Below are 26,507 nucleotides of genomic sequence, written 5' to 3'. Positions count from 1 at the left end.
ACCATCGGGCCATGGGATCAGGTCGCACAATGACGTGAAAGTCCTCATCGCCGACGACGAACCGATGGCGCGCGAGCGCCTCCGCATGCTCCTCGCCGAGCATGCGGATCTGCATCTTGTCGCCGAAGCCGGTGACGGCCGCGCCGCACTCGACGCCTGTGCCGAACACACGCCCGACGTGGTGCTGCTGGATATCTCGATGCCCGGCATCGACGGCCTGGAAGCCGCGCGCCACCTCGCCACCTTCGATCCGCGCCCGGCGGTGGTCTTCTGCACCGCCTACGACGAACACGCGCTGTCGGCCTTCGAAGCCGCCGCCGTCGACTACCTGGTCAAACCGGTCCGCCGCGAACGCCTCGCCATCGCCCTCGACCGCGCCCGCACCTTCGTCGCCGGTCGCGCCCCGCGCCACGAAGATCCCGCACCCGCCGACGACAGCACCCACGCAGGCGGCAACGGCAAGCGCCGCAGCCACCTCTGCGCCCGCCTGCGCGGCAGCCTGCGCCTGATCGCCATCGAGGACATCCGCTATCTGCAGGCCGACGAAAAATACGTCGTCGTCCACCACGCGCGCGGCGAAGACCTGATCGAGGAATCGCTGAAGTCGCTGGAAACCGAATTCGCGGACAACTTCGTTCGCATCCATCGCAACTGTCTGGTGTCACGGGAAGAGCTGGTTGAGCTGCGTCGTGCTGGCGATGGGCGGATCGAGGCGGTGTTACGGCATGGGGACAAGCCGCTGGAAGTGAGTCGGCGGTGCGTGCCGCATTTGCGGGATATGGTTAGGCATTTGTAGATAAACAATGCCTATTATCATTATTTTCACGGATAAATTGAAGCTAGGCTTCTTCAGTCATGACCATAGACATCCCACCAAACTTTGGCGGCATACTTCATGCTGCGCCGACAGAAGAACGCAATTTCCTCGACCACTATTTCTCTAGCGTATATATCAAGCTAGAAGCTGATGCACTTCTATTCAATCGCAAGCTTCCGCATGCCGGTCTCGTCGGCGCAGAGAACGAAACTGCAATTGCAGATGTCATTCGGAAATTCTTGCCGCCAAAATATGGTGTTGAGGTAAATGCACTGGTCATTGATCGCTTCGGTAAAGTCAGCCGTCAAGCCGATATCGTTATATATGACGCTGAAAAACAAGCCAGTTTCTTTCGTAAGGTCTATCCCATAGAGATCGTCTATGCCGTAATTGAAGTCAAGACGTCAATGTCTTCTACAGAGGCAAAGTCTGCAATGGATAACCTTGCCTCCGTCTCAGGCCTTGAATTTAGGCCTGCACTTACACCTTACTGGGAGACGCGCACACGGGAGCAAGAAATTCACCACGACCCTCCCGCTTTATATGTGTTTGCATATCGTACTGACTGTCATTCTTTTGAAACATTTGCGCACTGGATAGATTGGCAATATCTTTTTCGTGGCGTAAAACTAATCGATAAGGCCCCAAAGTATCCAGAGATTAGAGTCATCCGTGTGTGCGCTTTAGACCAAGGAGTAATCCATATGGAGAGCACAAATGGACACGTGCAGCGCTGGGTGGCAGTTGCTACTGACGAGGGCGTCACAAGGGCATTCAACACCACTGTTCAGGGGCAGCCCGTACTTGTAGATCCAGCCAAATCTCTATTCATGTTTCTCCATGGGCTCTGGTTTGATCTGGAGACACACAAACTGCATCCTGGCTTTGATATTCGCTCATATATGAGTACGGTTCTTGGGACTGTTATAGAAGTACCTAATGACCTGCTTTACAAGAATCCCCCTCAATAAGCGCGTAGAGTGGGGTGAGCGAGTAGGGTGGGGTAAGCGCAGCGCAACCCCACCATTGCATCCGTGCCGTCGTCGCCTGTCATGCCCGACACCGCATCCTTGAAATCCGCACCGCGATGGCTGTGCCGTGATGGTGGGGTTGCGCTGCGCTTACCCCACCCTACCCGGGCATCGGAATGGTGTGGGGCGCGTGCGATAATGCGGCCATGCGCACCCTCAATATCGCCACCCGCAAAAGCCCGCTCGCCCTCTGGCAGACCGAGCACGTCGCCGCCCGTTTGCGCGCGCTGCATCCGGATCTCGATATCCGGCTGATCCCGATGTCCACCCGCGGCGACGAGGTGCTGGACCGCTCGCTGTCGGCGGTGGGCGGCAAGGGCCTGTTCCTCAAGGAACTCGAACTCGCCATGCTGCGCGGCGATGCCGACTGCGCGGTGCATTCGCTGAAGGACGTGCCGATGGAACTCGAAGGCCCGTTCGTGTTGCCGGCGATCCTGGAACGCGCGGATCATGCGGACGCCTTCGTCAGCAATCATTACGACAACATCGCCGCGCTGCCGCAGGGCGCGCGCGTCGGCAGTTCGTCGCTGCGGCGGCAGGCGCAGCTGCGGGCGCTGCGGCCGGATCTGCAACTGGTCGATCTGCGCGGCAACGTCAACACGCGGCTGGCGAAACTCGATGCCGGCGATTACGACGCGATCCTGCTCGCCTGCGCCGGTCTGCAGCGGCTCGGCTTCGATGCGCGCATCCGTGCGCGGCTGGACGCACCCGAATGGTTGCCCGCGCCCGCGCAGGGCGCGATCGCGATCGAATGCCGCGACGACGACGACGCGACCCGCGCGCTGTTCGCCGCGCTCAACCACGCGCCAACGCGGCGCTGCGTGGAAGCCGAGCGCGCCATGAACCGCGCGCTGCACGGCAGCTGCCAGGTGCCGGTGGCGGCGTTCGCGCGGATCCGCGACGACGACACGCTGCATCTCGCCGGTCTGGTCGGCTCGGTCGCCGACGGCCGCGCGGTGCGCAGCGAAGCGATCGGCGACGATGTCGATGCATTGGGACAGCAGGTCGCGCTGCAGTTGCTCGATCTGGGTGCAGGCGAATTCATCGCGTAGTGCTTTTTGTAGGAGCGGCTTCAGCCGCGAAGCCCGCACCCTTTCCGCCAACACATTCCCAGCCATCAATGCATCTCGTGGATGGCGTATCGGACTGCATGCGATATCGCGGCAGAGACGCTGCGGGCTTCGCGGCTGAAGCCGCTCCCACAGAAAAGCAGGGCTCAGGTTGCGCAGTAATACAGCATCACCAGATGTCTGGCTTGGGCGAATGCATTGCGTGAAACCGGTCGCACGAACGCTGTTGTAGGAGCGGCTTCAGCCGCGAAGCCCGCACCCTTTCCGACAACACATTCCCCGTCATCAAGGCATCCTGTGGATGGCGTATCGGACTGCATGCGATATCGCGGCAGAGACGCTGCGGGCTTCGCGGCTGAAGCCGCTCCCACAGAAAAGCAGGGCTCAGGTTGCGCAGTAATACAGCATCACCAGATGTCTGGCTTGGGCGAATGCATTGCGTGAAACCGGTCGCACGAACGCTGTTGTAGGAGCGGCTTCAGCCGCGAAGCCCGCACCCTTTCCGCCAACACATTCCCCGTCATCAAGGCATCCTGTGGATGGCGTATCGGATTGCATGCGATATCGCGGCAGAGACGCTGCGGGCTTCGCGGCTGAAGCCGCTCCCACAGAAAAGCAGGGCTCAGGTTGCGCAGTAATACAGCATCACCAGATGTCTGGCTTGGGCGAATGCATTGCGTGAAACCGGTCGCACGAACGCTGTTGTAGGAGCGGCTTCAGCCGCGAAGCCCGCACCCTTTCCGACAACACATTCCCCGTCATCAAGGCATCCTGTGGATGGCGTATCGGATTGCATGCGATATCGCGGCAGAGACGCTGCGGGCTTCGCGGCTGAAGCGGCTCCTGCAAAGCACGGCGCCGCTCACGGGAATGCTTCGTCAGTAGTACAGCGTCACCAGATGCTTCGCCTCGGCGAAGAACAGCCAGCGCTCCACCAACGCGCCCAACTGGAACGACATCGCGCCGACCCACAGCAACACCGTGACGTCGCCGTGCGGCATCAGCCACACCGGCAGTGCGCACAGTGCGGGAATCAGCGCGAACAGCACGACCGAGATCGTGCGCAGCGTCTTCGCATGCTTGCGTGCGACCACGAAGCCCATTTCGCGGGTGAGGTAATTGCTCTCGGTGTGCGGGCGCTCGAAACTCGATACCGTGCGGCCGGGCAGGCCGACCGCATCGCCGGTGTCGAGCGGCAGCGGATCGCGATCGAGATCGCGCCAGTAGCGACGCTTGACCCACCACAAGGCGATCGCGCCGATGACGATGCCCGCGCCGACCCGGCTCGGATCGTCGAGGGTGGTACCCGCGAACGGCCCGAACAGCAGGCCGCCGCCGAGCGCGGCGAACAGCAGATAGGCCGGCGCCACCAGCCGGTGTCGCCATGCGGGGATCGGCTTGAGCGAGGCGTAGATCATCGCGGTGCTGTAGACCGCAGCGACCGACAGCAGCGCCAGCAGCACGCCCGCCGCACGCACCGACAGACCATGGCGCGAGCCCCACGACAGCGCCATGACCGCAGCAGCGGCGGCGAAGCAGGCCAGCGCGAACACGCCTTCACGCGACATCCACGACGTTCGCCACTGCGAGAACGCGCGCCACACCCGGGCGGGTTTGCCCAGATGCCACAGCGAAGCGGTCACGCCTGCAGCAACCAGCACCGCGCCGACGACCAGCCCCAACATCCAGCCCAGACCGTCGAACCATTCGGGTCGGTCGCCCACCGCGATCCGCAGCGCCAGCCAGAACCACAGGCCGAAGCCGGTGCCGGAGAGTGTGGTGAAGACGATGACGGAAAAGGCGGGGTGCATCAGGACGATCCGGGCGTCTTGGATTTGCGCGACGGATGGACGAAAAGCAGATAACCAGCATTCGCCATCGCCATCGCGGCGAACATCGCATTGCGCAATGCGCCTGTCGTCGATTCGTGTGCGGCCTGGAAGGCCCAGACACAGAAGATCAATCCGCCGAGGATGCTGTACAGCATCCACAGCGGAAGCGCGATCGTGTTTTCGCGCAGCACACCGACGATCAGCAAGCCGGCGCAAGCGAACCGGATCGCTTTCGGCATGCCGGGATCCGAGTACCAGACCCATGCTTCAAACGCGAGGTAAGCAAGCGCAGGGATCGCCAGCGCAAGTGGAGGTTTGAGGTGAAGCACCTTCATCGCGACAACACCTTGTCCAACCACCGCAACAGCGGCGGCAATGCCTCGGTATCGAGCGGTTCTTCCTGCGCCTGCACTGGTGCGGCATCGCCCGCGCGACGCGCACGCTGTGGCAGATAGCGGTTGACCGGCGCGTAGCCCAGCTCCGGCATCAGGGCGACGCCGCCGCGTTCGGCCACGAGTTTCGAGACGTCCGAATCCGGGTCGCCGAGATCGCCGAAATGCCGCGCCTTGGTCGGGCAGGCCTGCACGCAGGCGGGCTGGCGATCCTCTTCGGGCAGATGCGTGTTGTAGATGCGGTCGACGCACAGCGTGCATTTCTTCATCACGCCTTCGACCGCGCTGTATTCGCGCGCACCGTACGGGCACGCCCACGAGCACAGTTTGCAGCCGATGCATTTGTCCTCGTCGACCAGCACGATGCCGTCCTCGGCGCGCTTGTAGCTGGCGCCGGTGGGACAGACGGTGACGCAGGCGGGGGTTTCGCAGTGCAGGCAGCTGCGCGGAAAATGCAGCGTCGTTGCGGGTTGCGCGCCCCCTCCCCAACCCTCCCCCGCATGCGGGGGAGGGAGATCTGCGCGCAGCGCAGATGGGTGGGGGCCGCACGATGTCGTCGCAGCCACTTCATAACTGTGCACACGATTGAACCACACCCCCGACGGATCCTTGCCGTAAGGCTGCTCGTCGGTCAGCGGCCCGGCGATACCGCCCGCGTTCCACTGTTTGCAGCTCACCGCGCAGGCGTGACAGCCGACGCAGGTGTCGAGGTCGATCACCAGACCGAGTTTCACTTTCGACGGCGGCGGCAGATCGGTCATGCGTGTTCGCTCTTCAGCAGGATCCAGATGCCGATGGCGACGGCGCTCAGCGTCATCGCGAACAGCGGCGCGATGCCGATCAAACCAAACAGCGTATCCGTGCCTGCGCTGCCGTCGCCAGCGTTGGACTCGGCGCCGGTGATGATGACCCACAGCAATGCCAGACTGCCGATCTTGCCCAGCGCGATGAAGGTCCAGCCGGCGATGCGGCGGCCGGTCGCGTACTTGGCGGTATTCATGCGCGATCCTTGTTGCGCATCGACGCACCGTAGCGCAGCGGCGCATCGCTGGCGGCATCGAACGCGATCGGCACGAACTGCGGCGCGCTGATGCCGGCAGTGTCGGCCTTGCGGATCGACACGCGCAGATCGAACCACGCCGCCTGCCCGGTGACCGGATCGGCGTTGGCGTAATCGCCGCGCGGGGTGATGTCGCTGATCAGATGATTGAGCAGAAAACCTTTTTCGGCTTCGGGCGCGTTCTTCGCGAGCTTCCACGCACCTTTGCGCTTGCCGATGGCGTTCCACGTCCACACCGTGTCCGGCTGCACGTTGACGGCGAACTTCGCCTGCACGGTGATGGTGCCGTGATGCGACGAGACCTCGATCCAGTCGTCGTCGGCGATGCTATAGCGCGCGGCGGTATCGGGATGCAGATGCAGATAGTTTCGCGTCATGATCTGACGCAGCCAGGCATTCTGCGAACCCCAGGCGTGGTACATGAACATCGGACGCTGGGTGATGGCGGAAAGCGGAAACGTTTCGCTGCTCGTCTGCGTGGATTCGAAGGGCTCGTACCACATCGGCAGAGGATCGAAGTAAGTGGCTACACGCTCGCGATGTTCCTCCGGCGGCTGCAGCGCGCCATGACCCTGCGCGGCGAGGCGGAATTTCTGCAGCGTTTCCGAATACAGCTGCAGCACGATGGGCTCGGTGGTCGCGATGAAGCCGAAACGATGCGCCCACTGCAGATAATCGCGGTTCGCCATTTTGTAGTAGCGCGCGGATTCCGGAATCGACGCATGCCAGAAACCGCCGTGCTCGATGTAGCGCTGCAGCTGTTCGGGATTCGGCGCGCCCTTGCCGGTTTCGCTGCCGTCTTCGCCGCGCCAGCCGGCGAGCAGGCCGACGCCCGGCGCGCGCTCGTGTCGCACCATGTAGTCAGCGTAGTCGCGATAGATCGGCATGCCGGTTGCATCGGTCATGCCCGGCAATCCAAGACGTGCGCCCAGATCCAGCAGCACCGACTGGAAGCCGCGCACGTCGCGCGGTCGGCCGTCGCTGTCGAGCTGTGTTGCCGGATCGAACACCGGATGACGGATGGCATCCGATGCGCCGTCGGCATCGGAGATCGGCCGGTCGAGCAGACTGATCGCGTCGTGGCGTTCGAGATAGGTCGTGTCCGGCAGCACCAGATCGGCGTACGCCACCATCTCGCTGGCGTAGGCGTCGCTGTAGATGATGTGCGGAATCTTGTGGCTGCCGTCCGCGTTCTTGTCGGTGAGCCAATGCATGGTCTCGCGGGTGTTCATCGCCGAGTTCCAGCTCATGTTGGCCATGAACATCAGCAGCGTGTCGATCTTGTACGGATCGCCGGCCCATGCGTTGCGGATCACCGTATGCATCATGCCGTGCGACGACAATGGATATGCCCACGAATAGGCGTGATCGATACGGCGCGGCTGTCCCTGCGCATCGACGACCAGATCTTCCGGCCCGTGCACGAAACCCAGCGGCGCGGCGTCGAGCGTGCCGTTGTCGCGGCGCAGTTTGCCCGGACGGTTCGCGGGCGGCATTGGTTTCGGGAACGGCGGCTGGTAGCGGAAACTGCCGGGTGCATCGACCGCGCCGAGCAGCATCTGCAGCACATGCAGTGCGCGGCAGGTATGGAAGCCGTTGCTGTGCGCGCTGATGCCGCGCATCGCGTGCATCGCGACCGGGCGGCCGATCATTTCGCCGTGTTCGCGGCCCCAGCTGTCGGTCCATGCGACCGGTAGGCTGAGATTGCTCTCGAACGCGGCTTGTGCAAGTTCGCGCGCGATGCGGCGGATGGTGTCGGCGGGAATGCCGCAGCGTGCGCTGACCGCATCGGGCGAATACTGCGGATCGAGGTAGCGTTCGGCGAGGAGTTGGAACACCGGTACGGCGGTGCGACCGTCGGGCAAGGTGTAGGTGCCGACGACGGCGGGGTGGATGTCGATGGCGTTGGCGTCTGCGAAAGCGCCCCCATCCCGACCTTCCCCCGCGTGCGGGGGAAGGAGACGATCGCCCTCTCCCGCTTGCGGGGAGGGGGTTGGGGAGGGGCCGCTGTTCCAACACAGCGTATTCCCCTCCGCATCCCGCGCGAACAAACCATCGTCCGCGCCGCCGGGATTGCGCACCACCAGCCAATGCGCATTCGCGTAGCGCACCAGATACTCCAGATCGATGCGATCGCTGCGCAGCAGTTCGTGGATCAGCGCGAACGCGAACAGGCCGTCGGTGCCGGGGCGGATGCCGATCCATTCGTCGGCGATCGCGCCGTAGCCGGTGCGCACCGGATTGACCGCGACGATCTTCGCGCCGCGCGCTTTCAACCTGGACAGCCCGAGTTTGATCGGATTGGAGTCGTGATCTTCGGCCACGCCCCAGAGCATGAAGTAGCGCGCGTGCTCCCAGTCGGGTTCGCCGAATTCCCAGAAGCTGCCGCCGAGGGTGTACAGCCCGCCCGCCGCCATGTTCACCGAGCAGAAACCGCCGTGCGCGGCGTAGTTCACGGTGCCGAACTGCTGCGCCCACCAGCCGGTGAGCGCCTGCGACTGGTCGCGGCCGGTGAAGAAGGCGAGTTCGTCGGGATTTCTTTCCCGGATCGGCTTCAGCCATGAGGTCGCCAGCGCCAGCGCTTCATCCCACTCGATCTCGCGGAACTCGCCGCTGCCGCGCTCGCCGGTGCGCAGCAGCGGTTTGCGCAGACGCGCGGGCGAGTAGTGCTGCATGATCCCGGCCGAACCCTTGGCGCAGAGCACGCCCTTGTTCACCGGATGATCGGGATTGCCCTGGATGTAGCGGATCTGCCCGTCCTTGATCCAGACGCGGATGCCGCACCGGCACGCGCACATGTAGCACGTGGTGGTTTTGACGTCGTCGCCGGGCGAGGGCGAGAGGTTGAGCGCGGGCGCTTGCATCGCGCCATTGTGCCTGCCGGGAGCGCCGGCAGGCGAGTGCGGCTGCCGCCCCGCCTTACTTCGGCGGTTCGATCCTGATCGACGGGTCGTTGAAGCGCGAATAGTGGACCGTCATCGTGTGGGCCTGCTTGCCGGTGCTGCCGGTGGTCTGCATCTTCAGGGGATAGCCGTTCATCCCCACCCAGATCAACGACGTGGTCGCCGGTTTGCGGGCGGTCTGGGTCATCCGGTACTTCTTCGCAGGTTTGCCGTTGACCGTTTCCATCCCCAGCGCTTCGATCTGCATCTGGTCGACTTCGCGGAAGGCGCGGTCGGATTCGCGCCACTGGGTCACGGTGCCCTTGGGCATCGGGATCTTCATCGTGCGGCCGTCGATGGTCATGTACATGGTGTCGCCAATCACATACTGCGTGCCCATCGGCATCGACATGCGATAGCGGTTGGGGGCGACGAAATCCATCTCCATCTTCTGCATCCGCTTGTCGCTGCCTTCCATGCTCACGTGGTAGCTGCGCAGCGCCAGGAATTTGACGCTCAGCGCCTTCATCTCCTCTTTCGGTCCAGCCCAGGCGGCGATGGCGGCGAGCAGCGACAGCGGAACGAGCAGCCACGCGAAACGATGGGCGGAGCGGGGACGAAGCGGGGACGACATCGGTGGAACTCCCGTGGGATGGAACGGCTGAAACAAAGCCGCATTGTTCGCAATAGCGCAAAATCCGCACAGAACCGGCCATCATGGGCCTCTACCACGGGAGCACCGCTGCACGATGGACACCGCCGACACGACGCTGTGGCGCCTGTGGCTGTTCCTCGGCCTGCTGGCGGCGCTGTCGCTGGCCGAGCGTCTGCGCCCCGGGCCGAATCCGCCGCAGCGCCGCAGCCGACGCTGGCCGGCGCATCTGGCGTTGATCGCGCTCGATACCCTGGTCGCGCGGCTGCTGCTGCCGGCGGGCGCGTTCGGCGCGGCGGTGTGGGCGCAGTCGGCCGGCGTTGGGCTGTTCAATCTGAAGCCCGATGCGCTGCCGATGTGGCTCGAAGCGCTGCTCGCCGTGCTGTTGTTGGACATGGCGATCTATTGGCAACACCGATGGCTGCACGCGGTGCCGTGGCTGTGGCGGCTGCATCGTACCCATCACACCGACACCACGCTGGATGCCACCTCCGCGCTGCGCTTCCATCCGCTGGAGATGCTGGTCTCGCTGGCCTGCAAGTGCGCGCTGGCGATCGCGCTGGGCGTCGATCCGGCGGTGCTGCTGGCGTTCGAGGCGCTGTTGTCGAGCTTCGCGTTGATCACGCATGCCAATCTGTCGCTGCCGCCGCGTCTGGACAGCGCATTGCGCTGGGTGGTGGTGACGCCGGCGATGCACTGGATCCATCACAGCACCCATCGCGACGAACAGCAGCGCAATTTCGGGTTCCATATCAGCGTCTGGGATCGGCTGTTCGGCAGTTATGCGATGCATGCGCGCGATCGGCCGCAGACCTTCGGTGTCGAAGGCGTGGGCGTCGAGCGCGCGACGCGCGTTGTCGATCTGTTGCGCGAGCCGTTTCGCGCGGGCGGCTCGATCGATTCAAGCGGGAAAACGAAGATCGCGTAGCCAGCGTGCCAGCGCCGCCTGTTTCGGCGTCGGCGCGTGCAGCGCGTGCAGCGCGTCGGCAAGTGCGGCGAGATCGTCGACGGTGTCGACATCGCACAGCCGGCGCAGGGTCGCCACCGATGAATCGCCGAGGGCATCGAGAAAACGCAGCGCAGTGTCGGACTGCGACCACGGCGTCTCCGACCACGCATGTTCCGGCACCGCGATGCGCGTGCCGAACAGCCAGAAACCGCCGTCTTCGCTGGGGCCGATGACGTGCTCGTGGGTGTCGAGTGCGGTGCAGGCGGCCAGCACATCGCCGGCGCGCAGTTGCGGCGCATCCGCGCCGATCAGCAGCGCGCGGCCGTGCCGTGCGCGCAAGGTTCCGCAGACGCTGCGCATGCGCGCGCCGAGATCGCCGTCGCCCTGCGCGATGCGCGGCAGATGGCGCCAGATCGGTGCGTCCACGGCATCGGTTTCCGCGACCGCCCAGTACGCCACGAGTCCGGGCATCGATGCCTGCGCACGGATGACGACATCGGCGACAGCCGCAGCGGCGTGACGATGGAAGGCTTCCGCCGCGTCCCGCCCGATCGCCTGAGCAAGCCGGGTCTTCAGCGACGAATGACCCGGCGTCTTCACGAAGATGGCAAGGCCCGCTGCAGTGGCGGTCATCGACGCATCTCGCGCCACGCCTGATCGGCGGTCAGGCGCAGATGATGCAGGGTCGTCCGCAGCCAGCCGCGTTCCGCGTACTTGCGCGCGCTGGTGACCAGTGCGGCGTCGATCCCGTGCAACGGCAGTCCCGCACGGCGTGCGCGCCAGACCAGCGCATGATCTTCGCCGTAGGCAAGCTGCGGATCGAAGCCTTCGAGGCGGTCGAATTCCAGGCGTGGCATCAGCAGGCCCTGATCGCCGAACGGCAGGCCGAGCCGACGCGAGCGCCAGTTCGCGCCGATCGCATTCGCGCGCATCGCCCATTGCAGCGGTTTCGGTCCGTCCGCATCGAACCGCAGCCGGAACCAGCCCAGTGCGGGTTCGTTGCGATCGAGGAAGGCACGCAGCGCCGGCAGCGTTTCGGGCGTGAGCCGGGTGTCGGCGTGCAGGAACCACAGCCACGGACGTCCCGCCGCGTGCGCGCCGGCATTCTGCTGGTGCGCGCGGCCCTTCGGCGCACGCATGGCATCGGCGGGCGTCGGCTGCGCGTCGCCATCGGCGAACACCGGCAGCAACTCGGCGGCGGCGGCGTGTTCGCGCAGTGCGGCGTACAGCGGCGGCCAGGATCGATCGCCAGGCCCGACCGGCAACACGATCGACACCTGCGACAGCGGGTCGCTCATCCGGTCAGCGCACCGCCGCAGCTGCTGCCGCTGCCGGCGGTGCAGGCGTAGCAGTGGCGGCCGAAGGCGATCGGCCAGCGCTCGATCTCGTCCAGGCGCGCGATGTCCCACAGCGTGCAGCGCTGCGCGCCGGCAGGCAACGGCAGCATCTGGTTGAAGTCGCAGTCGTACAGCGTGCCGTCCCAGCCCACCGAGACGAGATTGCGGCACATCACGCCTTCGGCGGCGCGCGGATTGAAGTGATCGATCAACAGCTGCATGTACGCATCCAGCTGGCCATCGCGCTCCAGTGCGTGCAGGAAGCGCTTGATCGGCATGTTCGCGATCGTGAACAGCCGATGGAAGACGATGCCGAAATCCTCGAACAGGCGCGTGCGGTAATCCGCTTCCAGCGCGGCCTGTGCCGGCGGCAGCGAGGGCCCGCCCGGGTTGTAGACCAGATCCAGTTCCAGCGCGCTGCCTTCGCGGCCGTAGCCCAGCGCATTGAGCCGCTGCAGCGCTTCGATGCTCTGCAGGAACACGCCCTTGCCGCGCTGTTTCTCGACGTTCGCCGACGAGTAGCACGGCAGCGAGGCGACCACCGCGATGCCGTTTTCGGCGAGAAATGCGGCGGTGTCCTCCTGTCCGGGCTCGAACAGCACGGTCAGATTGCAGCGGTCGATGACCTTCAGCCCGTGCGCGCGTCCGGCAGCCGCGAGTCGCCGGAACTGCGGATGCAATTCCGGCGCGCCGCCGGTGATGTCCAGGGTATGCAGCGCCGGTGCGGTCGACATCAGTGCGATCAACCGGTCGATGCCGCGCGCGTCCAGCGCTTCCTCGCGCTTCGGTCCGGATTCGACATGGCAGTGCGTGCACGCCAGATTGCAGCGCGCGGTCAGATTCACCTGCAGGATTTCCAGCGGCGTGCGCGGCAGCGCCAGGCCGTGGCGTTCCAGCATGCGCGGGAACGGGATGGCCGGCGCGGCGATCGCGAGCGTTCCGGGTTCGGCGAAGCCGGTGTTCATCGCGGCGAGGCTGCGACGAAATCGATGTCGCCGAACCAGGTGGTCGCGGATTCGCCGGTGCCATCGGTGTCCACCGACACCGCGATACCGATGATCCGTTTCGGATCGGTGTTGAATGCGCGCCGGTAGTCTTCGGTCACGTCGCGCTTGAACGAGACCCACTTGCCCAACTGCGCGTCGCCGCTGGCGGCGACCACCAGCGCCACGAACGGCGTTTCGGCGCTTTCGTGGATGCTGTCGACCGGGTGGCGGTTGTCCCAGACGTAGCACAGCGCGGCCGACAGCTGTTGCTTGCCATGGCGCGCGCGCCCGAGCTTGAACCGCGCGCGCTCCTTGAGCGTCATCGCGTCTTCGCTGCGCTCGAAATACACGTAGATGCGGGCGACCTGATCGTCGCGGTCGCTGTCGGCGAGATCGGCGCCCTGCAGCATCCGCTGGGTGCGCCAGCGCCAGCGCATCACCGGCGTCTGCCTGGGATCGACGAACATGCCATGGCGCAGCGACGATGCCGAGCCATCGGCGCGCGCGCGCAGCACGATGGTGCCGTTGTCCATCACCAGATCGTAGCGGGTCTGGTGTTCGACTTTCGGCGGCGTCTGCACCGCCCAGCCCGGCGGCGCGGTGGCGGCCAGCGGGCCGGACGAAAACGGCGTGGTCCGCGCGATCAGCCGGCCCTGCGCTGCGACCGCTGCGGGAGCATGGTCGGCGCGGCGTTTCGCCGCCGATGCGCCGGACGTGGTCGCCACCAGCATGGCGGCGAAGGCGCAGGCGCAGGCCGCGAGCGCGCGGCGTGATGCGGAATCGATATCGGTATCGGGACGGATCATTTTCGTTTCCAATCGCGGCGTTCCAGGGTGTGATATCGCTGCAGCCAGGCCAGCGCCCATGCCGGCGCGTGGCGCATGCGGCGGGTGCCCGCAGCGAATTTGGCCGCTTCGGCGAAGGTGGGATAGGCGAACACAGTGCCGAGGATCTTGTCCAGACCGATCTTCTGTTTCATGGCCAGCGCGAAGATCGCGATCAGGTCGCCGGCGCGGGCGCCGACCACCGTCGCCCCGAGGATCGTGTCCTTGCCCGGTGGCACCAGCACTTTGACGAAGCCCTCGGTCGCGCCTTCGGCGATGGCGCGGTCCAGCGCCGAGAACGGATGGATGATGACTTCGACCGCGATCTTCCGCGCTTTCGCTTCGCGTTCGTTGATGCCGACCCGTGCGAGCTCCGGATCGGTGTAGGTCGCCGCCGGCAGCACGCGGTAATCGGCGCGGAACGATTTGAAGCGCCCGAACAGTGCGTTCACCGCCGCGTACCAGGCCTGATGCGCGCCGGCATGGGTCAATTGGTACGGGCCGGTGACATCGCCCACCGCGAAGATGTTCGGAAACCGGGTGCGCAGATGATCGTCGGTCTCGATGGTGCGGTTCGCGCGCAGCGGAATGCCCAGCGTTTCCAGTCCGAAGCCGTCGACATTCGCGCTGCGACCCACCGCCACCAGCAGCAGGTCGAACGGCAGTTCGCTGCGGGTGCCCTCGTGTTCGATCGCCAGCTGATTCGGCTCGCCAGCGCGCGCTTGCACTGCGGTGCGCCCGAGCAGGACGCGGATGCCGTCGCGCTCCAGCGACGCCTGCACCACGGCGGCGGCATCGGCGTCTTCGCGCGCCAGCAGCTGCGGGGCCATTTCGACGATGCTCACGTCGCAGTCGAATCGCGCCAGGCACTGCGCGAGTTCGCAGCCGACCGGTCCGCCGCCGAGCACCACGATCCGATGCGGCAGCGTTTCGAGGGTCCAGAACGTGTCGGACGTGCAGTACGGCACGCGGTCGAGGCCGGGAATCGGCGGCACGAACGGTCGCGCGCCGGTGGCGATCACCAGATGGCGCGCACTCAGCCGCTGGCCGTTCACTTCGACTTCCCATGGCGAAACGATGCGCGCTTCGCCCTGCAGCACTTCGACGCCCAGGGCGGTGTAGCGTTCGACCGAATCGTTCGGCTCGATCGCCGCGATCGCCGCGCGGACACGCGCCATGACCTGGCCGAAATCCGGCATGCCGCGTTGCGCGGGAATGCCGAACGCCGGCGCCCGGTCCACCTCCGCGGCGGCATGCGCCGCGCGCAGCAGCGCCTTCGACGGCACGCAGCCGCGGTTGAGGCAGTCGCCGCCCATCTGCGCTTTCTCGATCAGCGTGACCTTCGCGCGCACGGTCGCGGCGATATGGCTGGTCACCAGGCCGGCGGCGCCCGCGCCGATCACGATCAGATTGCGATCGAAGCGTTTCGGCCGCTTCCAGCCGCGATAGGCGCGACGCGCGCGCACCGTGGCGATGATTTTCCGCGCGACCAGCGGCACCAGCCCCAGCACGGTGAAGGCGTCGGTCATCGGAAGATTCAGGATGTCGCTCCCCGAATGCAGATTGCCCAGCTCGCGACCCGCGTACACGAAGGCGATCGTGGCGGGCAGCATGCCGAGCATGCTCACCCAGACGTAGCGCCAGACGCCGATGCTGGTGAGCCCCATCGCCAGATTGATGACGAAGAACGGGAAGATCGGCACCAGGCGCAGCGCGAACAAGTAGAAGCCGCCCTCGCGCTCCATGCCGGCATCGATCGTCTTCATCCGCTCGCCGAATTTCTCGTGCACCATGTCGCTGAACACGTAGCGCGCGCTCAGCATCGCCAGCGTCGCGCCGATGGTGGCCGACAACAGCACCACCACGCTGCCGATGCGCACGCCGAACAGGGCGCCCGCGAACAGGCTCAGGATCACGGCGCCGGGAATCGACAGCGCGGTCGTGCAGACATAGATCGCGGCGAAACCGAGGATCGCGGTCACCGGGTGGGCGGCGGTGTAGGCGTGTGCGTCGCCGAGCAGCGATTGCATTTTCTGCAACTGCAGGTACTCGTCCAGCGCGCCGAAATACAGCGCCAGCGAAGCGGTGCTCATGAGCACCAGCAGGGCGGCTTTTTTCGGGTCGACATGCATGGTCAGCAGCACGCCGCAGCGTCGGCGGTGGTCGACGCCGGGGCGCAGTCGAACAGTCCGAAATGCGCGCCGCGCGCGGTCACCGTGAAGTGCCCGGCGTAGCGCGTGCGCGCCAGCATGTCGGCGGTGTTGCCGCAGACCAGCATCGGCCGGCCGCGCTCGAAACGATGGTGATCGTCCAGCGCGAACGCATGCGGCTGATAAGGAATGGTGCCGCGATAGGTCGCGACCTGGCCGTAATCCTCGCAGCGGTCTTCCAGGTCGAGCTTGAACGCGCGTACGGTGATGCTCTCGAAGCGCACATGCCCGATCACCGCTTCGATGTCGGCGTCGAGCAAGGGCACCGGGCTGCGCGCGACGATCCGGAAGTCGGCGCAGCCCAGCGCCAGCAGCAGGCGACGGAAGTCTTCCGGATACAGCGCGCCGGACAGGCATTCGCCGCGCAGCACCGGGTCCTGCAGCAGCGCACCGGGGATGCGGCGGTCGGCGAACACGTCGGAGAAGTACAGCTCGCCGCCCGGTTTCAGCACGCGGAACACTTCGGCCAGCACCTGCGCCTTGTCGCTGGCGAGATTGAGCACGCAGTTGGAGATCACCACGTCGATGCTGCCATCGCCGATGCCGGCGGCGGCCAGATCCTCGATCGAGCCCAGCCGGAACTCGAGATTGTCCAGTCCGGTGGTCTTGCGGTGCTCGGCGATGTTGCGCTCGGCCACCGCCAGCTGCTGCGGGGTCATGTCGATGCCGATCACCCGGCCCGTCGGCCCGACCAGATGCGAGACCAGGAAGGCGTCGCGGCCGGTGCCGCAGCCCAGGTCGACCACGGTCGCGCCGGCCACCGCCGCCGGGATCGGCGAGCCGCAGCCGTAGAAGCGGTCGGTCACTTCGCGCGGGATCCCGCGCAGCCAGTCCTGCAGATGGGCGGGCATCGCCTCGGGGCTGCAGCAGGCGCCGGTCTTGAGGTCGCGCTGGCTGGCAAGGGTTTCCCCGTAGTACTGCTGGATGACGCTGTCGCCCATGATCGGCTCCGTGACGGGCGGGTGGAGGCACCCGGATGGGAGAAGAGCGCGTGGGCGGGCGAAACGGTGCGCGGCCATGCGGTCGCAACCGTTGCGACCCCTACACGATACGATGGAAGGCTGGTCCAACGAGCATCCGTGAGGATGCAGACCTCCCGCCCCGCCATCCGCCATAATCGAGCACATGGACCGTTACGAACGCATTCTCTCCCTCCACCGCATCCTGAAGAGCGCCCGCTACCCGGTCACGGTCAAGCGCCTGCAGGACGAGCTGGAGTGCTCGCGCGCCACCGCCTACCGCGATCTGGCCTTCCTGCGCGACGCGCTGATGGCGCCGATCATGGGCGACGGCGAGGCCGGCTTCCGCTACGACCCCGGTGAAGGCGAACGCTTCGAGCTGCCCGGGCTGTGGCTCAATTCGGAAGAGTTGCACGCGCTGCTGGCCGCGCAGCAGCTCCTCAGCCGCACCGGCGGCGGGGTGCTGTCCTCGGCACTGGCGCCGCTGCAGCAGCGCATCGAAAAACTGCTGGAAGAACACGCCCCCGGCAAGCGTTGGCCGGTCGAACGCGTCCGCGTCATTCCGCACCGCACCCGCAAGATGGACGAACAGGTGTTCCGCATCGTCTGTTCCGCCGTGCTGGAGCGCAAACAGCTGCACTTCGACTACCGCGCGCGCTCCACCGACGAAAAGACCCGTCGTGTCGTCTCGCCGCAGCGCGTCACCCATTATCGCGGCAACTGGTATCTCGACGCGCTGGACCACGACCGCGAGGCGCTGCGCAGCTTTTCCGTCGACCGGATCGCCACCGCGCGCATGCAGGATGGGCCCGCGCAGGACGTGCCGGACGCCGAACTCAACGACCACCTCGCCGGCAGCTACGGCATCTTCTCCGGCGCGCCGAAAGGCATGGCCACGATTGTTTTCAACCCGAAGATCGCGCGCTGGGTCGCCGACGAACACTGGCACTCGCAGCAGCAGGACCGCTTCCTGCCCGACGGCCGCTTCGAACGCAAAGTGCCGTACAGCGCCCCGCGCGAACTGCTGATGGACATCCTGCACTACGGCCCCGATGCGGAAATCGTCGAACCCGCATCGCTGCGCGAGCAGATGAAGTCGATGCTGCAGCTTGCGGTGAGCAACTACGAAAAATAGCTTTTCGTGGTTTCATCCTAAGGATAAGGCATCGATTCCCTCAAGCCGCCCCGCCTTCAGGCGGAGTCTGTTCGCACGCTCCGGATAGAGCCGCAGGCCATGCGGAGATTGCGAACAGACGCTCAATGCGCCTGGATTCCGAACACGACCGTCAAATCCCTGCATTTCGACGGTTCGGCCCGCGAAAACAACTGTGCCAACAGCACGGTGCCGAGCGATATGACGCCGATGGTCAGCAAGACGGAATGAAGCGTGCCGAGCCAGCGTATGGCGTTGAGGTGCAGGGCGGGAATGTCGGATCTGCTCGACGCCACGTGGTGCGATGCCGAAGTGGCTACGCTGAAGAGCAGTATGCCGGCGAGAGTCGAAACGGCCAGAACCGACAATGTCGCGATCGTCGCGACATGACCGCTGTCGCCTGACGGCAGTTTTTCGAGCGCGTAGGCAAAAGCCGCTGCCGCGAGCGCCAATGTATATTTATTGAAATCGATCAGCGATTCGATGTTCATGCTTCGCCTTCGCCGTTATTCGCCGCGGAAGATGCATGCAAGGACTGGGGGTCATTGCGGACGCAATACGGACAGAGGCGTATCAACTCGGTCTTGCTGCGCTGCGAGAACTTCGCCTCATCGACTGCAGGCAATGCGATGCCCAGCATCAGCATCGCCGCCCGCACATCCTGCTTGAGAACCTGTTTTCTGACAGGGTCGGAGATGAGTCTCGCGTGGTAGGCCTCGAGCAGAAAACCGAAGAACGTTTCGCGGAGGAACAACTCCTCGTGGTCGTAGATAGCCACCATGTTCGCGAAATCGATGCTTCGCAGGGGCTGGAGCGCATCGGGCGCGATCTCCAGGTCATTCTTCTCCAGAAAACCGACCATCAGGTTCTGGGTGTCTTTGAAGCTTCCAATCATGGCTGCCTCCCGTCTGTTGACGAAGCGAGCGACGTACTGCCGGAAGAGCGCGCTGGATACCGTCACCGCATGCGCACACCAATACGCTTGTAGGGGGTCAGAGGCAAGATGGTCGACGGCCGGCCTGGTATCGAAACGGCATTTCTAAGGAGCGGAACCGAGCTCGTAGGACGCATAGAACGGTTTGCCTGCCGCCACCGGTAGCAAAGCCCTGGCCAGATGCAGGTCGAGGCAGATCGCGAAGGGCGAGTCGTCGTTGCGCCAGGTGCGTTCGGTGACGCCGGTGTTGCCGACGCGGGCGACGATGGCGAACGGAGGAAACGATCTGCTGGCCGGCCCGCATTCCGCCACCGCGGCGCTCAGCGCCTTGCCCTGCGCTTCGATCAGCGCCGCGCTGTCCTTGTGGCTCAGCACGGATTCGTATTCGTCCGCGCGCGCCTTGGCATCGGCGAACGAGGTGTCGGCCGCCACGAGCTGCGCGGCCAGGAACAGTGCGTAGATCATCGTGTCGTCTCCCGTGGAGGGCAGGATGATGCCAGATGTCGCCCCGCTCGACCCACGCCAACGTGTCAGACCGTGCCCGAGACGATGGCGGCGACCATGGCGACGGCGAACGCGACGACCATCACGCCGATGAGAATTCCGAGCGCACTGAGCAGCGGAACCGTCCAGCTACGACGCGGGTAATGCTTGCCGAACTGCGCGGCGACGTAGCTCTGCTGCGATTTACCGATCGCGTAATACCAAACGATCAACAGAACAAGGCCGCCAAGCCGCCCCACAGCGTCCAGGCTTTTGGATTCCGGCATGACCAGCGATACGAGGATGGTCGCGACGCTGAAAACGATGCTTCCGATGACCCACTTCTTCGACGCGGCTGCTTTTTCCGCTTGACCGAGCGCTTTCCAGTTCAGCATATGCAGATACGCCCCGAAGATCGGGCTGAAGAGAATGCTCCAGCATCCGGCAGCCGTCGGATTCCAGAGTGCAGGCGCAACCTCGCCATCGACGACATCGCCAACGACGGCTTTCGGCGGAGCATAGGGATTCTGTGCGGACATGGGGCGTCGTTTCCTTGTGCGATGGCCGGCCCCCCGGATGGGACTGCCGTTTGCAGCCTCTCACTCCACGAGCGATACCGTCAATCGAGGCGTCCGCCGCGATCATTGATCTTTTCTATCGACCGTCGCAGCCCCTGCGACGCACCCCCGCAACACTGGCCTCCACACCCACCGGAGCGCCGCCATGTCCCAGCCGCATTCGTCGTCGGTCTTTCTACTCGAACAGTGTCTGCTCGGCGCGGTCGCGCTTGCATGGGTCGCGCTGCTGTCGCTGCCAGCGGCGCGCGGTGTGAGTGAGACCTTCGGCTGGCTGCCGTTCTGGATGCTGTCCCTGCCGCTGAGCGCATGGGCGGTGGCGCGGGTGTTGCGGCGGCGCGGCAACCGCAGGCTTGCTCAGCCGATGGCGACGGTGCACCCGATCGGCGCAGCACGTTTGCGCGTGCAGGGCGCGCAGGCCCTGCGTCGGGCCGCCTGACCCGCCCTCGGCCGGGCAAACCAAAGGCGAACACGTCCAGCGGGCAGCTGTGCTAGCGTGGCGGCCCCCGCCGTCCCATGTTCCGGACTCCACATGCCCAAGCTTTCGCATGTCTTTCTCGCCGTCGCGATCGGCGCAGTCCCTTCCCTGGTCGCCCACGCCGCGACGCCCGCCCCTGCCGCCAAGCCGACCATGCCCAATACCGCCGCTTCCGCCGACCCCTTCCTCTGGCTCGAAGGCGTCACCGACGAGAAAGCGCTGGACTGGGTCCGCGAGCGCAACGCCAAGGCCGAGGCGGAGATCGCCAGTACACCCGAGTTCAAGCGACTGGAAACCGACTTGCGCGCGATCCTCGATTCCGAGGCGCGCATCCCCGGTGTGCAGAAGATCGGCACCCACTACTACAACCTGTGGAAGGACAAGCAGAATCCGCAGGGACTGTGGCGCCGCACCACGCTGGCGGAATACCGCAAGCCCGACACGAAGTGGGAAACCGTGATCGATCTCGATGCGCTGAACGCGACCGAGAAGGAGCACTGGGTGTGGCACGGCGTCGAATGTCTCAAGCCGAAGTACGAGCGCTGCCTGATCGCGCTGTCGCGCGGCGGCTCCGATGCCGACGTGACCCGCGAGTTCGATCTCGATACCAAGACCTGGGTGCAGGACGGATTCTTCCGTCCCGAGTCGAAGGGCGGCCTGCAGTGGATCGACCAGGACACGGTGTTCGTCTACACCGATTTCGGCGCCGGTTCGATGACCCAATCCGGCTATCCGCGCGTCGTCAAGCAGTGGACCCGCGGCACGCCGCTGGAATCGGCCAAAGTGGTCTATGAAGGCAAGTCCGACGACATGTACATCGCGGCCTATCGCGACCTCTCGCCGGGCTTCGAGCGCGACTTCGTCAGTCGCACGCTCGCGTTCTACAACGACGAACTGTACCTGCGCGGCAAGGACGGCAAGCTGGTCAAGATCGACGCGCCGAATTCGGCCAACAAGGCCGTGCACAACCAGTGGCTGACGATCGAGCTGCGCGACCCGTGGAAGACGAAGGACCGCAGTTACGAAGCCGGATCGCTGCTGGTGATCGATTTCGACAAGTTCATGGCCGGTGGCCGCGAGTTCGATATCGCTTTCGCCCCGGACGAGCACACCTCGCTGTCCGGCTACACCTGGACCAAGCATCACCTCGTGTTGACGCTGCTCAACGATGTGAAGAGCAAGATCCGGATCATGACCCCGATCGGCGAGGGCAGCTGGCGCCAGAGCCTGCTGGTCGGCGCCCCGGCGGTGGGCACGGTCGACGTCGGCGCCATCGATGCGGACATCGGCGATGCGCTGTGGATGACCACCACCGATTTCCTCACGCCCACGACCTTGTCGATGGTCGAGATCGGCCAGCCGCCGCAGAAGCTCAAGTCGATGCCGGCGTTCTTCGAAGCCGATGGACTGATCACCGAACAGCAGTTCGCCACCTCGAAGGACGGCACCAAGGTTCCGTATTTCATCGTGCGCTCGAAGTTCCTGCCGCTGGACGGCAGCACGCCCACGCTGCTGTGGGGTTACGGCGGTTTCGAAGTGTCGTACACCGCGACCTACAACTCGATGGCCGGTCGCGGCTGGCTGCAGCAGGGCGGCGTGTTCGTACTGGCGAACATCCGCGGCGGCGGCGAGTACGGTCCGCGCTGGCACCAGGCCGCGCTCAAGGCGAACCGTCACAAGGCATATGAGGATTTCGCGGCGGTCGCCGAAGATCTCTTCGCACGCAAGATCACCTCGCCCGCGCGTCTCGGCGCGCAGGGCGGCAGCAACGGCGGCCTGCTGATGGGCAACATGATCGTGCAGTATCCGCAGCTGTTCGGCGCCGTCGTCTGCCAGGTGCCGCTGCTCGACATGAAACGCTACAACCACCTGCTGGCCGGCGCCTCGTGGATGGCCGAATACGGCGATCCCGACACCAAGGACTGGGAATTCATCAAGACCTTCTCGCCGTACCACCTGCTGAAGGAAGGCACCACCTACCCGCCGGTGCTGTTCACCACCTCCACCCGCGACGACCGCGTCCACCCGGGCCACGCCCGCAAGATGATGGCGAAGATGGAAGCGATGAACGCCGACGTGCGCTACTACGAAAACATCGAAGGCGGCCACGGCGGCGCCGCCAACAACGAACAGGAAGCGCATATGCGCGCGTTGGCATACACCTTCCTGTGGCAGCAACTCAGGAAGTGATCGACGAGTGACGTAGGGCGGGCTCAAGCCCGCCGTTACGGTGCATCCCATCGCGTCGTGTCGCGTCGCGCATCAAGCCAAACACAAGGCGGCCATCGGTCGCCTTGTGTGTTTTTGTAGGAGCGACTTCAGTCGCGACATCACTTTCAGCAGCGGCCCCTCATCCGGCGCTTCGCGCGCTTGCGCCGCTGCATGCGTGTCACATGCAATGGAATTTCACGCGCCCGGAAGACGGTGTAACGCGGCTTTTACCGTTGCGAAATCATCCTCGGAAAGACATTGCATACCGCGCGGCATCAGAACATCGTTCATGAATGCGAGCATTTCGTCGGCGATGTCCGCAATTTTTTCGACCGTCTTGATGGTCTTCCATACGGAAAGATGCCTTGTGGGGTCGCGGTCGCCCACGGATTGCCTCAGTCGTTCTGCCTCGGCTACCCAGTAGTCGACATAGTTGATCCGTTTGTCATCGCTCAGGCTGAACGATGTGTCGACGATCAGGGGCAGAGCGCAGCGCCGCAACTGATCCGGGTCGGATTGGTTGCGGGCATTGAGGTTTTCCAGTTCCTTCATGCAGTTGCGGGAATAGACGTAAGCGTCGCTCAGTAGGATCAGCACGCGCGCGCCGCGTCCGATTTCTCTCATGAAAGCTTCCAGACTGTCGCCAAGCAACATCGCTTCCTGATCTCTACGCACATCAAATTCCGTTTCCAGCGACCGCTGCAGACTGACTGCGAACTCCTGCAATGGTCTCCGTCCATCCTTGTCTTGCGTACCCCACGCATACGAGATGTACACCACCGGTTTCTGGCCGGGCAGCGGCGGGATCGGGGCAGGCTGTATGTCGTGGTCTCTTTCCGAAGATGGACGAGGCAACGCAGAGCGCGCAGAGGCGTCGTCGCGCGTGATCTGCGGCGGTGCGCCGATGCGAATATCTTCCAGTAGCGTGATGAGTTTCGCGCAGAGTGCATTAGCGTCAGGCCCGGTCGCGCGCATCCGCACGCGGCCTGAGCCATCGGCGTGCTGTTCGGTATCGATGCGGGCGCGGCTGGCGGTACGGGCGTCGTACAGGCAGACGCCATGACGCCAGTACACCGCATCGCGGCCGGCCAAGCGACCAATCCGGGCCAACAGCGCGCGCAGCACGCCATCGTGCAGGAAGACGTATTCGGCGACGGCTTCGACGGCCTGCGCGTCGACCGGCCAGACCATCGCGATGTGGTTCGCACTGGCTGCTGCATCCGGCAGGGCGTCGATCATGGCGTAGTAACGCGTCTCGCCCCATTGATGGGCCGGGAAGATCAGGTCGCAGCTTGCCATCATCGACAGCAGCAGCGCTTGCTCCTTATTGCTGTAGCGCCCGTTCCAGGCCAGCGCGTCCAGCATCTCCGGCGCGAAGAGGCCGTTGTGCCCACGCAGCAGCGGCAAGACCCGGCTGCGATCAAACAGCGTGTAGATGCCGTCCAGCGCCCACTGCTGATCCAGCACGATGGCGTCGCCGAACAGGCCGGGCTGATGGAACACATCACCGGCCTGATGCAGATAGTGCAGCAGCGCCTCCGACGACGCGCCGTGATGGGTGTCGGCGCAGATCGCATCGAAGCGCGTGCGGTCGATGGTCCGGTCGATCTCGCGCAGCGCCACCAGCCGGCCGCGCACCGCCAGCCAGCTGGCCGGCATCCGTGGCGGCACAGGCGTTTCCAGCCGATGCCGCGCGGCGCGCTTCAGCAGGTCGCGCAGGCTGTCCACGCCATCGTCCGGAATGGCGCAGCTGATCGTCTGTCGGCACCACGCGAAGCGCCGGGTTTCGCGCAGCGGCGGCGCGACCTCGTCGCTTTCGCGCGCGCACTGGGTCTGCACCACGATCACCCGTCCCTCATCGCCGGCCAGCGAGTGGATATAGTCCAGCCAGTACTGCAGCGGCCGGTGGCGCATCTCCAACCCACTCACGGCCTCGGTGTAAGGCGCATCGGTTTCCATGTCCGGATGCCAGGCCAGCACGAAGATGGCGCGGGATTTCAGAAACAGGGCATGCGTGCCCAGATAGACGTCCTGCCCGCCGAAGTCCCAGGCATTGAGGAAGATCGGACTATCGTCGTGATGCTTGCACAGTTCGAAGCGGCCGAGCTGGATGCCATGGGTGGAAGGCAGATCACCGTGGAAGTCGTCGCCGCGCAGACGGCGGAACAGCTCGGACTTCCCGACGCCGCCGTTGCCGAGGATGAACAGTTTGAGTTCGTGCGAGTCGACTTCGCCTTGCTGCAGGTCGTGCCACCAACTACGGAGGCGGGGTAGGCAGTTGTTATCTTCGCTAGAAGATAGGATCTCCGGGGGCACGGCATGCATGCGGTCCGTGGAAAGTTTCGAGAGTGATGGCCACCAAGCCAAAAGATTTTCTATCTGCAGTGACAACGCGTCTCCAGCTCCATACAAAAGCAACGATTGGAGCGAAGCGAGGTCCGCGAGTGGGCTGATGTCTGTGAGTCGATAACACTCGCTGATATTCAGTGATTGCAGCGCTGTGAGGCCCGCAAGTGGGCTGATGTCTGTGAGTAGATGACACCCGCTGATATTCAGTGATTGCAGCGCTGTGAGGCCCGCGATCGGATCGAGTGGTGAGTAGTCAGGACGCCAATTTGTAAGTCGCTGCAGCGCAGCGAAGATGGCGATCGAGCATGTTTTTTGAAAACCAGTAATGCCGATGGGCAGGTCGAATGAGCTGAGTTGCGTGCATCCCCTCATATCTAGCGTCTGCAGTGCGCGAAGGCCGGCGAGCGGCTTGAGTGACGTGAGTTCAGTGCACCAGCTTATATCTAACGTTTGCAACACAGTGAGCCTGGTGAGCGCAGCGATCGACTTGACCTGACACCCGCTGATATTCAGCGTCTGCAGTGCAGTGAGCCCATCGATTGGAGAGAGCGAAATGAGTCCAGTGCACCCGCTCACATCTAGTGTCTGCAACGCAGTGAGCCCATCGATTGCAGAGAGCGAAATGAGTCCAGTGCACCCGCCCACATCTAGCGTCTGCAATGCAGTAAGACCGGCGAGCAGCTCAAGCGAGGTTAGTTGGTTGCAGTTGCTCACATCCAGATTCTGTAGCGCGGTAAGGTCGGCGAGCGCGGCAAACGATGTGAGATTGCTGCAGAAGCTCACATTCAGCGTCTGCAACCCTGTAAGGCCGGTGAGCGGGTCGAGCGACTTAACGTAAGTGCACTCACTGACATACAGCGTCTGCAGTGCGGTGAGGCCGGTGAGCGGAGTGAGTGATTTGACGATGCATCCGCTCACATCCAACGTCTGCAGTGCAGTGAGCCTAGCGAGTGTAGCGAGCGACGTGAGACGAGTGCACCAGCTGATATCCAGCATCTGCAGTGCGGTAAGGTCTGCAATTGGGCCGAGATCGTCGATACCACGAGCAAAAAAGCTCGCGTCGTATTCACTTTGATACTCCCAAGCCGCTTGTTCCGTATCGTAGCGAGTGAGGCCTAGTCCGAGCTGCCGCAGCTGAACTGCCAGCCGCCCGATCTCCAGTGGAATCGCAGCCAACGGCAAATCCCCCAAATCCAACCAATCCTGCCCACTCTCCACCGCTGCCTCAATCCGCCGCAGCGCTTCGGCATGCGCCTGCTCCGGCGTCATGTCCTTCGGGTCGATTCGATCCTGTTCGTCCTGCATCCGCGTCCCCTCGCGCTG

At 64.5% G+C, this 26,507-nt stretch carries 24 protein-coding genes; 7 read left to right on the top strand and 17 right to left on the bottom strand.

Annotated features, from left to right (window positions below; genetic code table 11):
• Window positions 1–34: 34 nt before the first annotated feature.
• The 3 genes from HOP03_05545 to hemC all read left to right on the top strand — a co-directional run bounded on the left by HOP03_05545 (window position 35) and on the right by hemC (window position 2,900).
• Window positions 35–796, top strand: coding sequence for a response regulator transcription factor (locus HOP03_05545; GenBank protein NOT87628.1), 762 nt, complete (start codon window positions 35–37; stop codon window positions 794–796).
• A gap of 59 nt (window positions 797–855) precedes the next feature.
• Window positions 856–1,788 (top strand): hypothetical protein, encoded by a 933-nt coding sequence (locus HOP03_05540; protein NOT87627.1) that lies wholly within the window; start codon window positions 856–858, stop codon window positions 1,786–1,788.
• A gap of 206 nt (window positions 1,789–1,994) precedes the next feature.
• Complete coding sequence (gene hemC / locus HOP03_05535) at window positions 1,995–2,900, top strand: hydroxymethylbilane synthase (protein ID NOT87626.1); 906 nt, start codon at window positions 1,995–1,997, stop codon at window positions 2,898–2,900.
• An 896-nt stretch (window positions 2,901–3,796) separates the two neighbouring features.
• Here hemC and HOP03_05530 read toward each other — a convergent pair.
• From HOP03_05530 to HOP03_05505, 6 genes are all read right to left on the bottom strand, one after another.
• Window positions 3,797–4,729, bottom strand: coding sequence for a dimethyl sulfoxide reductase anchor subunit (locus HOP03_05530; protein NOT87625.1), 933 nt, complete (start codon window positions 4,727–4,729; stop codon window positions 3,797–3,799).
• The gene (locus tag HOP03_05525; protein ID NOT87624.1) at window positions 4,729–4,989 is read right to left on the bottom strand and encodes a hypothetical protein; all 261 of its coding nucleotides are present in this window, start codon (window positions 4,987–4,989) and stop codon (window positions 4,729–4,731) included. The genes HOP03_05530 and HOP03_05525 overlap by 1 nt, the downstream gene beginning before the upstream one ends.
• Before the next feature lie 92 nt (window positions 4,990–5,081).
• Window positions 5,082–5,903, bottom strand: a complete 822-nt coding sequence (locus HOP03_05520; protein NOT87623.1) for a 4Fe-4S dicluster domain-containing protein — start codon at window positions 5,901–5,903, stop codon at window positions 5,082–5,084.
• Window positions 5,900–6,142 carry a hypothetical protein gene (locus tag HOP03_05515; GenBank protein NOT87622.1) on the bottom strand — a complete coding sequence of 81 codons (243 nt, stop codon included), beginning with the start codon at window positions 6,140–6,142 and terminating at the stop codon, window positions 5,900–5,902. Before HOP03_05515 ends, HOP03_05520 begins: the two co-directional genes overlap by 4 nt.
• A complete protein-coding gene (locus HOP03_05510; GenBank protein ID NOT87621.1) occupies window positions 6,139–9,066 on the bottom strand; it encodes a molybdopterin-dependent oxidoreductase in 2,928 nt (975 codons plus the stop codon). The genes HOP03_05515 and HOP03_05510 overlap by 4 nt, the downstream gene beginning before the upstream one ends.
• Window positions 9,067–9,121: 55 nt before the next feature.
• Window positions 9,122–9,718 (bottom strand): hypothetical protein, encoded by a 597-nt coding sequence (locus tag HOP03_05505; GenBank protein ID NOT87620.1) that lies wholly within the window; start codon window positions 9,716–9,718, stop codon window positions 9,122–9,124.
• Between the two features lie 115 nt (window positions 9,719–9,833).
• Between HOP03_05505 and HOP03_05500 the strand changes: the two genes are divergently transcribed.
• Window positions 9,834–10,664: a sterol desaturase family protein gene (locus HOP03_05500; GenBank protein ID NOT87619.1), complete on the top strand. Its 831-nt coding sequence runs from the start codon at window positions 9,834–9,836 to the stop codon at window positions 10,662–10,664.
• Here the strand turns inward: HOP03_05500 and HOP03_05495 are convergent.
• Genes HOP03_05495 through HOP03_05470 form a run of 6 tightly spaced genes read right to left on the bottom strand, consistent with a single transcriptional unit; the run spans window position 10,638 to window position 16,983 of the window.
• Window positions 10,638–11,318, bottom strand: coding sequence for a DUF2064 domain-containing protein (locus HOP03_05495; protein NOT87618.1), 681 nt, complete (start codon window positions 11,316–11,318; stop codon window positions 10,638–10,640). The genes HOP03_05500 and HOP03_05495 overlap by 27 nt on opposite strands.
• Window positions 11,315–11,983, bottom strand: coding sequence for a glycosyltransferase (locus HOP03_05490; GenBank protein NOT87617.1), 669 nt, complete (start codon window positions 11,981–11,983; stop codon window positions 11,315–11,317). The genes HOP03_05495 and HOP03_05490 overlap by 4 nt, the downstream gene beginning before the upstream one ends.
• Window positions 11,980–12,987, bottom strand: a complete 1,008-nt coding sequence (locus tag HOP03_05485; protein NOT87616.1) for a radical SAM/Cys-rich domain protein — start codon at window positions 12,985–12,987, stop codon at window positions 11,980–11,982. The genes HOP03_05490 and HOP03_05485 overlap by 4 nt, the downstream gene beginning before the upstream one ends.
• On the bottom strand, window positions 12,984–13,814 hold the full coding sequence (locus tag HOP03_05480) for a DUF3047 domain-containing protein (protein ID NOT87615.1): 831 nt from the start codon (window positions 13,812–13,814) through the stop codon (window positions 12,984–12,986). Before HOP03_05480 ends, HOP03_05485 begins: the two co-directional genes overlap by 4 nt.
• The gene (locus HOP03_05475; protein NOT87614.1) at window positions 13,811–15,964 is read right to left on the bottom strand and encodes an FAD-dependent oxidoreductase; all 2,154 of its coding nucleotides are present in this window, start codon (window positions 15,962–15,964) and stop codon (window positions 13,811–13,813) included. Before HOP03_05475 ends, HOP03_05480 begins: the two co-directional genes overlap by 4 nt.
• A 2-nt stretch (window positions 15,965–15,966) precedes the next feature.
• Entirely contained in the window at window positions 15,967–16,983 is a 1,017-nt protein-coding gene (locus tag HOP03_05470; GenBank protein ID NOT87613.1) for a methyltransferase domain-containing protein, read from the bottom strand.
• Window positions 16,984–17,167: 184 nt separating this feature from the next.
• On the opposite strand from HOP03_05470, the gene HOP03_05465 reads away from it, so the two are divergent.
• A complete protein-coding gene (locus HOP03_05465) occupies window positions 17,168–18,136 on the top strand; it encodes a YafY family transcriptional regulator (GenBank protein ID NOT87612.1) in 969 nt (322 codons plus the stop codon).
• Between the two features lie 122 nt (window positions 18,137–18,258).
• Here the strand turns inward: HOP03_05465 and HOP03_05460 are convergent, their stop codons facing one another.
• From HOP03_05460 to HOP03_05445, 4 genes are all read right to left on the bottom strand, one after another.
• On the bottom strand, window positions 18,259–18,645 hold the full coding sequence (locus HOP03_05460; GenBank protein ID NOT87611.1) for a hypothetical protein: 387 nt from the start codon (window positions 18,643–18,645) through the stop codon (window positions 18,259–18,261).
• Window positions 18,642–19,049, bottom strand: a complete 408-nt coding sequence (locus HOP03_05455; GenBank protein NOT87610.1) for a hypothetical protein — start codon at window positions 19,047–19,049, stop codon at window positions 18,642–18,644. Before HOP03_05455 ends, HOP03_05460 begins: the two co-directional genes overlap by 4 nt.
• A gap of 144 nt (window positions 19,050–19,193) precedes the next feature.
• The gene (locus HOP03_05450; GenBank protein NOT87609.1) at window positions 19,194–19,553 is read right to left on the bottom strand and encodes a hypothetical protein; all 360 of its coding nucleotides are present in this window, start codon (window positions 19,551–19,553) and stop codon (window positions 19,194–19,196) included.
• Between the two features lie 65 nt (window positions 19,554–19,618).
• Entirely contained in the window at window positions 19,619–19,966 is a 348-nt protein-coding gene (locus HOP03_05445) for a hypothetical protein (protein ID NOT87608.1), read from the bottom strand.
• Between the two features lie 328 nt (window positions 19,967–20,294).
• Here HOP03_05445 and HOP03_05440 point away from each other — a divergent pair, with 328 nt between their 5' ends.
• The gene (locus tag HOP03_05440; protein ID NOT87607.1) at window positions 20,295–20,585 is read left to right on the top strand and encodes a hypothetical protein; all 291 of its coding nucleotides are present in this window, start codon (window positions 20,295–20,297) and stop codon (window positions 20,583–20,585) included.
• 93 nt (window positions 20,586–20,678) lie between these two features.
• Window positions 20,679–22,814, top strand: coding sequence for a S9 family peptidase (locus HOP03_05435; protein NOT87606.1), 2,136 nt, complete (start codon window positions 20,679–20,681; stop codon window positions 22,812–22,814).
• 216 nt (window positions 22,815–23,030) lie between these two features.
• Here the strand turns inward: HOP03_05435 and HOP03_05430 are convergent, their stop codons facing one another.
• Window positions 23,031–26,489, bottom strand: coding sequence for a TIR domain-containing protein (locus HOP03_05430; protein ID NOT87605.1), 3,459 nt, complete (start codon window positions 26,487–26,489; stop codon window positions 23,031–23,033).
• Window positions 26,490–26,507: the final 18 nt, after the last annotated feature.

This window comes from Lysobacter sp., from assembly GCA_013141175.1.
GTDB lineage: Bacteria > Pseudomonadota > Gammaproteobacteria > Xanthomonadales > Xanthomonadaceae > Lysobacter_I.
Note: the sequence above shows the minus strand (reverse complement) of the source record. Positions and strands in the feature narration are given on the sequence as shown.